Source organism: Paramuribaculum intestinale (assembly GCF_003024925.1).
Lineage (GTDB): Bacteria > Bacteroidota > Bacteroidia > Bacteroidales > Muribaculaceae > Paramuribaculum > Paramuribaculum intestinale.
This window is the reverse complement of the sequence record NZ_PUED01000091.1, coordinates 1-10,572: the sequence shown is the minus strand read 5'-3', so window position 1 is coordinate 10,572 and position 10,572 is coordinate 1. Positions and strand designations below refer to the sequence as shown.

10 protein-coding genes are annotated in these 10,572 nt (G+C 59.1%); 9 read left to right on the top strand and 1 reads right to left on the bottom strand.

Translation table 11 applies throughout. The annotated features are described in order from the left end of the window. The 9 genes from C5O24_RS07975 to C5O24_RS07935 form a co-directional block, all read left to right on the top strand. On the top strand, positions 1–380 hold a 380-nt coding region (locus tag C5O24_RS07975; RefSeq protein ID WP_133165503.1), incomplete at its 5' end, for a M28 family metallopeptidase. Next, positions 350–1,405 (top strand): DUF4369 domain-containing protein, encoded by a 1,056-nt coding sequence (locus tag C5O24_RS07970; RefSeq protein ID WP_161553852.1) that lies wholly within the window; start codon positions 350–352, stop codon positions 1,403–1,405. The genes C5O24_RS07975 and C5O24_RS07970, both read left to right, overlap by 31 nt. A 54-nt stretch (positions 1,406–1,459) precedes the next feature. Beyond that, positions 1,460–3,001, top strand: coding sequence for a YifB family Mg chelatase-like AAA ATPase (locus tag C5O24_RS07965; protein WP_107681682.1), 1,542 nt, complete (start codon positions 1,460–1,462; stop codon positions 2,999–3,001). Between the two features lie 277 nt (positions 3,002–3,278). Beyond that, positions 3,279–3,632, top strand: coding sequence for a hypothetical protein (locus tag C5O24_RS07960; RefSeq protein ID WP_107035983.1), 354 nt, complete (start codon positions 3,279–3,281; stop codon positions 3,630–3,632). Positions 3,633–3,670: 38 nt separating this feature from the next. Beyond that, positions 3,671–4,519, top strand: coding sequence for an ATP-binding cassette domain-containing protein (locus C5O24_RS07955; protein WP_107035982.1), 849 nt, complete (start codon positions 3,671–3,673; stop codon positions 4,517–4,519). Then, complete coding sequence (locus tag C5O24_RS07950) at positions 4,516–5,283, top strand: hypothetical protein (RefSeq protein WP_107035981.1); 768 nt, start codon at positions 4,516–4,518, stop codon at positions 5,281–5,283. Before C5O24_RS07955 ends, C5O24_RS07950 begins: the two co-directional genes overlap by 4 nt. A gap of 219 nt (positions 5,284–5,502) precedes the next feature. Then, on the top strand, positions 5,503–5,874 hold the full coding sequence (locus C5O24_RS07945) for a GntR family transcriptional regulator (RefSeq protein ID WP_107035980.1): 372 nt from the start codon (positions 5,503–5,505) through the stop codon (positions 5,872–5,874). A gap of 158 nt (positions 5,875–6,032) precedes the next feature. Further along, on the top strand, positions 6,033–7,727 hold the full coding sequence (locus C5O24_RS07940; RefSeq protein WP_107035979.1) for a peptide-N-glycosidase F-related protein: 1,695 nt from the start codon (positions 6,033–6,035) through the stop codon (positions 7,725–7,727). Between the two features lie 19 nt (positions 7,728–7,746). Further along, positions 7,747–9,984 (top strand): beta-N-acetylglucosaminidase domain-containing protein, encoded by a 2,238-nt coding sequence (locus C5O24_RS07935; protein WP_107681681.1) that lies wholly within the window; start codon positions 7,747–7,749, stop codon positions 9,982–9,984. 13 nt (positions 9,985–9,997) lie between these two features. Here C5O24_RS07935 and C5O24_RS07930 read toward each other — a convergent pair whose 3' ends face one another. Next, complete coding sequence (locus C5O24_RS07930) at positions 9,998–10,465, bottom strand: phage holin family protein (RefSeq protein ID WP_161553851.1); 468 nt, start codon at positions 10,463–10,465, stop codon at positions 9,998–10,000. Positions 10,466–10,572 lie beyond the last annotated feature (107 nt).

Below are 10,572 nucleotides of genomic sequence, written 5' to 3'. Positions count from 1 at the left end.
GGCCCGAACCGTCAAAGATCAAAGGCTATCTCAACTTCGACATGATAGGCCGCAACAACGACGAATCCAACCCCGAGCATGTGGTCTATTTCTACACCGAGGCACATCCGGCATTCGAACAGTGGCTCCGCAACGACATAACTGAGCGCGGACTCCGGCTGAAGCCCAACTACCGCCCGTGGGACCGCCCCATAGGCGGTGGCGACAACGGATCGTTTGCCAAGCGCGACGTGCCTGTAATATGGTACCACACCGACGGACATCCCGACTACCACATGCCATCGGACCACACCGAACGGATCAACTGGGACAAGACTGTCGACATCACACGCGCCGCCTATCTCAATCTGTGGAACCTCGCCAACATGCCCGCCTACTGATGCCGATACGTATCCGAATCGCCGCCGCCATGCTATGGCCGCTGCTCCTGTGGAGCTGCAGCAGCCCCGACCATTTCACAGTCGAGGGCCGGCTTCCCGACGGCGCGACAGCCAACATTGAGCTGACATATTATGCCGACGGCGGCATACGGCGCACATCGGCTGTAGCCAAAGATGGCCGGTTCACGATCAAAGGCTCGTCGACACGTCCCACCCTCGCCCTGCTCACCATATCTGGAGGAGCGCCCGCAGCCTCGCTCATCGTTGACAACGGCGACAAGATCAAGCTCACCGTCGACAGCGCCATGACCGGACTCGAAAGCCTTTCGGGCAACAGTCAGAGCGAGAAACTGTGGCGGTTCGTGACCGGAAACCGACAGGCTCTCACATCGGGCAGCGACGCCGAGGTCAACCGTCTTGTGACCGAATTCGTCGGAAGCAACTCCACAGAACTCTGCGCCGCAGCCATCATGGTCACCGCCTTCCGCACTCCCGGCCATGAGGCCGAAGCCGATTCGCTCATAGCACGCATCGATCCCGAAGCACGCCCGCAGGAGGTCATGCACAACTTCAGCGAAGTGCTCGCCACCCAGATATCGAGCGAAGCGCGCGGCAAAGTGCCCAACATGACCCTCTACGACCGCCGCGACACCACCGTCTATTATGCGCCCTACAACCAGTCGGCAAGCATCATCGCCTTCACCTCGGCAATGCCCCGCCAACGCGACTCCGTCACTGCGGCCCTGCGTCAGCTCGCCGACAGCCTGCCGCGCCGCCGTTTCAAAGCCGTCGAGGTGACACTCGCGCCCGACTCGGCCGAATGGAAACGACTGACCGCCCGCGACTCCGCATCGTGGATTCAGGCCTGGGCTCCGGCCGCGATAGCATCGCCGTCGATGCGTCGGCTTGCAGTGCCGAGAGTGCCGTTCTTCATCGTAGCCGACTCCACCGGCACACAGATCTATCGCGGAAGCAGCGCCACAGCCGCCATCACAGCCGCCGACCGCATACTCCGCCATAAATAGCCCCTTCCCAATCCCACTCCCTCCCCACCACACTATTTATTTCTCCTCCACGATATGCTTGTCAAGACCTACGGAGCCGCCGTGCAAGGCATCGACGCCATAGTCGTCACCATCGAAACAGTCGTTGAACAAGGATTCTCCTTCTGCATGGTCGGCCTGCCCGACACAGCCGTCAAAGAGAGCTATCAGCGCGTGCAGGCCGCCATGACTCAGAGCGGCACAGGGTGGCCGCGACGCAAAGTGACCATCAATCTCAGTCCGGCCGACGTGCGCAAAGAGGGGGCCGCCTACGATCTGCCCATAGCCATCGGCGCCCTTGCCGCTGACGGCAAGATCCCGCCGGAGAGCCTCGAAGGGATGATGATCATGGGCGAACTGTCGCTCGACGGATCGCTGCTCCCCATCAAAGGTGTGCTGCCCATGGCCATAAAAGCCCGCTCGCTCGGATTCAGAGGCATGATCGTGCCGCACGACAATGCCACGGAAGCCGCCGTGGTCAACAATCTCGACGTCTACGGCGCCGACAGCCTGCGGCAGGTGATCGACCTGCTTTGCGGCACGGTTCCCCTCGCTCCGACACAGGTAGACACCCGCGCCGAATTTGCCGCCGAATCGTCGGTGTTCGACTATGATTTCGCCGAAGTCAAAGGCCAGGAACAGGTGAAGCGCGCCTTCGAGGTAGCGTGCGCCGGAGGCCACAACATACTTCTCGTAGGCCCTCCCGGATCGGGCAAATCCATGATGGCAAAGCGACTGCCATCCATTCTGCCTCCGCTGACGCTACAGGAAGCCCTCGAAACCACCAAGATCCACTCAGTGGCCGGCAAACTGAAATCGGGCTCACGCCTGCTCACCACACGTCCGTTCCGCTCGCCCCACCACACCATATCGCCCGTGGCGCTCGTCGGCGGGGGAGCCAATCCAATGCCCGGCGAAATATCCCTGGCCCACAACGGCGTATTGTTTCTCGACGAATTTCCCGAATTCTCGCGCTCGGTGCTCGAAGTGATGCGCCAACCCCTTGAAGACCGCACCATCAGCATTTCGCGCGCCCGCTATTCCATCGAATACCCCGCCGGATTCATGCTCGTGGCGAGCATGAACCCCTGTCCCTGCGGCTACTACAACCATCCAACCCGCCAGTGTCTGTGCCAGCCCGGAGCCGTCGACCGCTACCTCAACCGCATCTCAGGCCCGCTGCTCGACCGCATCGACATACAGGTGGAGATACTTCCGGTGGACTTCGACGAGATGCAGAGCGGCCGTCCGGGAGAATCGAGCGAGACCATACGCCAGCGCGTGGTCAGCGCGCGCAAGGTGCAGGAAGAGAGATTCAGCGACTGCAAGGGAGTGCACTGCAACGCACAGATGACCTCACGCCTGCTGTCGACACATGTGCGCCCCACGCCCGAAGCGATGAAAATATTGCGCGACACCATGATACGCCTCAACATGTCGGCGCGCGCCTACGACCGCATACTGAAAGTGTCGCGCACCATAGCCGACCTTGCCGGATCGCCCGACATACTCCCCGAGCACATGCGCGAAGCCGTCAGCTACCGCGCCCTCGACCGCTCCGGCTGGGGCAAATATTAGAGATTGTCCAAAATTTATATCACTTTGCTTTTGAGAGTCGTTCCAGCGTCTTTTTGTTTGCTCCCCGGTAATGTAGCTACGGCTACACTCCCTCATCACAAACAAAAATCCATCTGACAATCCTTCTCAAAATCCGTATTATATAAATTTTGACAATCTCTTAGCTCCTTATTGGTTCTATCAGATTTTTTGGAAGATTATTTTGGAGATTAAAAGAATCTTCTTACCTTTGCGGTGTTGTAGATGCGTACAACAGTAAATCATTACACCACCGACGATGAAAAAGACTCTCATTCTCACTGCTTTGGTAGTATTCGCCGCAGGCATAGCGCTTGCGGCCACACACAGCTTCACACACTCCTCCACCACCGACATCGCCGAAACCGCCAATGAAATAATCACCTCGGCCACACGCAATGCCGAGCATGACACCACCCCCGACGCTACATTTACCGACGCATACCTGGCCGGAGATCTCCGCGGCATAGCGGCGTCGATAATACCCGGAGCAGCCGCCGAAGGCAGCCCGGCTGCCGACACCGCGCTCAGCTGGATAGAGCTGCTGCTCGGAGCGGTTCCGGCAGCCTGCATGATCACCGTTTCAACCGGGCTGATACCGCGCCGCAACTGACCGACTTCCAAGAAAACCCCCACCCATATCATAGCATCATGATCACGTTCAACAACCTCTGCTACCGCTATCCGAAAGGCCCGGAAGCCCTGTCGGACATCACGGCGGCCATCTCGCCCGGCATACACCTGCTTCTGGGCGAAAACGGAACCGGAAAGACCACGCTGCTCCATATCATAGCCGGACTTCTATACCCCACGGCCGGAAGCGTAGAAATCGACGGCATGTCGCCGCGCCTGAGGCAACCCGCACTGCTCGAAAAGATATTCTTTCTCGGCGACGACATGACACTGCCCGGCGGAACAGCCCTCGCATTCGCGCACACGGCTGCCAAAGCCTACGCCGGATTTGACGCCGGACTCCTTGCCGACTACCTCGCATGCTTCGGCCTCACCGGCCGCGAACGCCTCGACCGTCTGTCGCTCGGCAACCGACGCAAATCCCTTATCGCCGTCGCACTCGCACTCCGCACACAGGTGCTGCTGCTCGACGAACCGGCCAACGGACTCGACATAGGATCGAAAGAGACACTCGGCCGGATGCTCGCCGAGGCCGCCGGCGACGACCGCACCATCATCGTGTCGACCCACGTCACCCACGACTTCCACAACATTTTCGACGGTGTCATAGCCCTGCGCCGCAACCGTCTGCAGCTCGCCGCGACTCTGACCGACATACTCTCGGCAGTGGCGTTCACCGCCGGCATGATACCTCCCGTCGAAGCGATATTCGCCCATCAGTCGGCCGGACTGTTCCGCTCCATCACCGCAGCCGGCGCCGACACCGAGACCGACATCGACTACAACCTCCTCTACATGGCGCTCCAGAGTGACCGCGCCGACATCATAACCTCACTTATCAACAGCCACAGACAACAGCAGCTATGAACCAGACACCTGACAACACCTTCAGCATAGGCCGCGCCATAGCCTACAGCCGCATGTTTCCGGCCATAAAGCAGCATCTGGCCATCTACACCGCAGGAGCATTCGTCATCTTCGCCGCCGCCATGATCATATCCACCACGGCCGCCGGAATTTTCTTCGGATCGATATTCATATCGATAATCTCCATGGCCATGTATCTCGGTCCGCTCGTGTTCGCGATCGGATCCAGCCCTATGGCCGAAGTGATGTTTCCCGCCACGAAAAACGAGAAAGCGGCCATGATGACACTCTACACCTTCGTAGTCCTCCCCGCAGCGATACTTGCGGCGGCTCTCCTCGCCACGCTCTTCGCACGTATTTTCGTAGACGGAGCCAGCCTGTGCAACCTGAACCCTACGCGACAGCTGCTCACGCCACCCATTTCCATCCTGCAGTATGCGAGCGCGCTTCTCCCCACGGCTGTCTGCCTGCTGTCGGTGGTCAGCTACCGCCGCCACCGGGTGCTCATGCCCATCGTATGGACAGTAGTCAGTCTGATAGCCAGCTCTCTGACCGCAGGCATCATGGCCATAGTGACAGTGCTCGGCTTCAAGCATGAGTTCATAAGCAGAATCGACCACGCCGTGCCCCAACAGGAGGAGATAACACGCCTCATGTTCGACATCATCATGCCTGTCATGTGGTGGTATGTAGCCATGACCATCATCGTCACGGCCGTGTTGATAATACTCGCCGTAAGAAAAATACGCGACCGGCAGCTATGAGAGATTGTCTAAAATTCATATCACTTTGCTTTTGAGAGTCTTTCCAGCGTCTTTTTGTTTGTTCCTCGGTCATGTAGCTACGGCTACACTCCCTCATCACAGACAAAAATCCATCTGACAATCCTTCTCAAAATCCGTATTATATAAATTTAGACAATCTCTGAATCAACCCCCTCTCCACCACACAGGCACACAGAAGTCACACCCAACCAGTCTATAATGGAATTCAAGACCGAACGACCCATATACCGGCAGATAGCCGACTACTGCTTCGCGCGCATCCTCGCCGGCGAATGGCCTCCGGGCAGCCGCATTCCCTCGGTGCGCGAGCTTGCGGTGATGATGACCGTCAACACCCACACCGTGCTCAAAGCCTTCGAGTTTCTGCAGTCGCACGGCATCATCGCCCCGCGGCGCGGCATGGGATTCTATCTCACCGACGACGCCCCGCAACGCATAGCCGCCACACGCCGCGAAGACTTCTTCTCGTCGACCGTGCCCGCTCTGGCCGAAGAGATGCGTCTGCTCGGCATCACGCCCGACCAGCTTCTCGAAGCCCTTGCCGCCACGACAGCCACAGTCCATAACTGATTGATTACTATAACCGACCGATCCGCCCCGGAGCCGTACACGCGCTCCGGGACGGATCAGCCATTATATGCCACTCAACGACAACCGCTCATTGACTTTTGCTTTTTTATGCCTAACTTTGCATAGGCAATAACAACAAATTTCACATCAACCCAACCATGAAAAGATCAGCAGCAGGAATGATGGCGCTCATAATGGCCGTCATCGCCACTTTCCCTACGGAAGCAGCGGTCAACTATGTCAAGAAGCTTCGTGGCGCCAAAGCCATAGAGGTCACCTATGAGTCGTCGTACAAAGGACGCACATATCCCGGGGCCACCATCGTCAGCATCAGCGGCGAGCAGGTCAGGATCTCGACTGCCGACAACGGCCGCGGACGTCGCGGCGACGCACCCGTGCAGAATACCTACATCGACTACGCCACCAGGCAGTGGTATAAAGTGGCCCAGCTCCCGGGAGGCCGTGAGATTTCGTCGGCGAGAGATTTCGCATCCGACAGCGCCATGCGTGTGATAGGCCGCGAAAAAGTGCTCGGCCTCGACTGCACCGTGGCCCGCACAAGCATCAATTCCAACACCATCGACATCTGCTACACCGACGCCCTCCCCTTTGAAGGCACACCGCAGCCCGGCGTAGGCGTTCCCTCCGGACTCGTCCTGAAAGTGACCCGCAACGGCGAATCGGTGCAGGAAGCCGTCGACATCAAGGCATTCCGCCCCGACGGCAGCCTCTTTCCCGCCCAGTGGGGCGAACGGCTCTCCGATCCGGAATATCTCTATGCCATCAACCAGAGCGGCGTGATCACCGTGCCCGTCTTCGACCACGCCCGCATCAACTTCTCCGGCGCGGCCATCCCCGACGCACTCAACGACGGCGAGGTCTACAACGTCGGAGGAGGCACGATAGTCATCAGGAAAGTCACCCTTCCCGACTCAGCCGCCGCAGCCGACCGCTCGATATTCGCCGAAGTGGTGCAATATTCCGAGGGCGACGCCTACGACCGCACCGGATCAATATTCGTGATTCCGACCGGCAAGAAACAGTCGTTTGTCGACGCCATCCGCAACCTCAAGTCGGTGCCGGCTTTCGTCAGCGACAGCACAGCCTACCACGGACTCGTTTCGACCGACGGCTACGACGCTCCTCTCGAACTGATGAGATTTTTCACCGGATTCGGCGTCAGAGCCTTCAACAAAAACGTCGTACCCGGCCAGGAATGGGTCGACTCCGTACTCTACAAGACTGAAATCTCCGATCTGGCATCGCATCTCAGCGGCGAACAGTGGATCGGAGCCTACATCGGCAACTGGGACGGCCGCGGCCACATACTATCGCTCGATCTGAAATATTACCCCGGCGGCGGTGACCGCAAATTCACGGCCATGCCCCTGTTCAACACCGTCAACTATCTCGAACAGGCCGGACAGCCCTACCCTATATTCATGCTCAACGACTCGCTGCAGACGGAATTCACCCTCGACCATCCGGTGGAGAACGCCATGCTCTGCTACACCACCACCGGCCACGGCGGCTGGGGAGGCGGCGACGAGTTCAACAAGAAGACCAACACCATCATACTCGACGGACGCGAAGTGATCACATTCATACCCTGGCGCGACGACTGCGGCACTTACCGAAACAACAATCCCTGCTCGGGCAACTTCGCCAACGGCCTCAGCTCCTCCGACCTCAGCCGCTCCAACTGGTGTCCGGGCACGGTGACCAACCCCGAGTACATCTATCTGGGCAACCTTGCCGCCGGCAAGCATAAGCTCACCGTAAAAATACCGCAGGGCAAACCGGCCGGATCAAGCAACAGCTACTGGTGCATCTCAGGCACACTTCTTTACTAAAACAACTACACCGACATACATGACACATAACACCATCCTGAAAGCCGCTCTCGCCCTGACACTCATGGCCGGCGTGGCAACCGGCGCCACAGCGCAGCAGACATCCATCTCCCCCACGCCGCAGCGCATCGCATGGGGACAGAAAGCCTTCGACCGCCCCTCAGCGATCGACATCAAAGGGATCGACAAGGCCGACCGCGACGCCGTCGACGCCCTTCTGTCGCAGTTTGCCAAAGGCAAAGGCGTGAAGGTGACCATAGGTCAGCGAGGCGACAAGGCTGTCCGTGCCGTGGCCGACAGCATCCCCGGTCAGCCGCAGGGCTATTTTCTTCGCGTGCGTCCCGACGAAGTGATCATCGCCGGCAACGATCCGACAGGCACCTACTATGGTGTGCAGACATTCCTGCAGGTGGCCTCGCAGCCCGAAGTGATGAGCGTCGACATATCCGACTGGCCTTCGACACCCTCCCGAGGCGTGGTCGAAGGGTTCTACGGCAACGCATGGAGCTTCGACGACCGCATTGACCAATTTGCATTCTACGGACGCAACAAGCTCGACACCTATATCTACGGTCCCAAGGACGACCCCTACCACCGCGCGAAATGGCGCGAGCTGTATCCGGCCGAAGAGGCAGCGCGCATGAAAGCCCTCAACGACGAGGCCCGGCGCCACAAAGTGCGCTTCGTGTGGGGCATACATCCTGCCGGCGACCATCAGTGGAACGACGCCGACAACGAAGCCACGGTGCGCAAGTTCGAGCAGATGTATGACCTCGGTTTCCGCAATTTCTCGATATTCTTCGACGATGTGTTCGGCAAACAGGCCGACGGCAAGCTCCACGCACAGTATATGGACTACGTGAAGCGCAACTTCATCGACCGTCACCCTGACATAGAACTGTTCATTATGTGTCCGTCGCTCTACAACAAGGCGTGGAAAGGATCGTTCCAGCCCTCCTATCTCGCCGACATCTCGGTGATGGATCCGTCGATAGAAGTGATGTGGACAGGCAATTCTGTGGTAGACATGATCGACGTGGCCGACATGGAGTGGATCAACCCGCAGATAGGCCGCAAGGCATTCATCTGGCTCAACTATCCGGTCACCGACTACTGCATCAACCACCTGCTGATGGGTCCGTTCACCGGCAACGAGCCTGAGGCCACAGCCATGGTCAGCGGCTTTACGGCCAACCCCATGGAATACGCCCACGCCTCGAAACTCAGCCTGTTCAGCAATGCCGATTTTCTGTGGAATCCGTCGGCCTACGACCCTCAGCAGTCATGGCTGCTGGCCACCGAACGACTACAGCCCGGCCGCGAGGAGGCGTTCCGCAAGTTCTGCCTCTACAACGTCGACCTGGGGCAGAACACCCATCGCCTGCGCCGCTTCAACGAGTCGCCCGAACTCAAGACACTTATCGACACCTACGAGCAGCCCATGAGCCGCGCTTATATGCCCGAAGCCGCCGAAGCCTTTGCCGCTGAGTTCGGATCACTGCGCGACGCAACTGCCACCCTTCTCGAAGCCTCTCCGGCCGACTCTATGCTCTCGGAGATACGCCCGTGGATCGAAGCGGCCCGGATGCTCGGCAGCCGCGGAGTTCTCGCCACCGAGATGTACACGGCTCTGTTCAAGGCCGACAGCGTGGCATTCGTCGACCGCTATCTCGACTATGCCGCGCTGACCGACAGCGCATCGAAGATCGCCTCGCGCGACTTCCCCGGATCGGTCAAGGTGGCCTATCCCATGGTGGGATCGCTCTATGCCGAGCCGCTGCTGCGCCGAGGCGTCAGCATCATGGTCGACGAATACCGTCACCGGTTCGGCCACCGCAGCGACGTGTTCCCGCAGCTCGCGCTCGAGAACGGCAGCTATCGTCTGCGCTGCAACGGACAGTGGCTCGGCAATCCCGAAGCAGGCTCCACCGGAGGACGGCCGATATGGCAGACGGCCGAGGATGATGTCAACCCCGACCGTCAGATATGGCGCGTCACCTACGATCCCGCCACCGGACGCTACTCTATAGTCAATGCCAAGGACGGCCGCTACGTCAACGAGCGCGGCGCATTCACAGTCAGCGACAGCTCCAATCCGTTCGACGCCGAATGGCACACCTTCGTGATCGAGCGCACCGACAACGGATTCACCCTCCGTCAGGGCGGCAATGCCGGCAAGAATTATCTCGTGCCCGACTCCACCGGTCTGGCTCCTGCCGAAACCCCTGCGACAATCGAATTCATACAGGTGAAATAACACCCTATAGCCGTCATTCAGGCTTCTTCAGCCCCATGGCTTCGAGAAGCCGCCCTTTTATGGCCGGGTCGTCGAGCAGCTTTCGCAGCTGACCGATGATCCGGTCATAATCGCTTTTGTCCTGCGCGTTCTCGTAGATGCTCTTAAGCTCTATCATGGCCAGCCCCACTGCGCCCAGAGTGGAGAACACCGGCAACGGCGGGAGCGACGGACCGTCGGCCGCGGCGACAAACAGCAGCGCGCCGCACACCATGGCGTCGATCAGCGTCATAGCGAACAGCATCACGTAGTAGCGTCCGGCCTTCTCGACCGACCGGCGCAGCCCCTTCGAAGTACGTTTCACCCCCTGGCGCCGCGCCTTAAGGATGCCGCTCCGCAGATCGGCCAGCACGGCCAGAAGCACGCACACGTAATCGATCGCTACAAGCGCGGCGATCAATCCCATTCTTGTTGTCAGCATATCCGTCATAGTCTGTTCCATAGCTTTCATCGGTTTTTCTGCAAAATTACTGCCCCGACACCCCGGCCGCACCCGGCATTTGTCGCATAGCACCGCCCGTTTCCGTCAAAAAACACTACCGTGACACT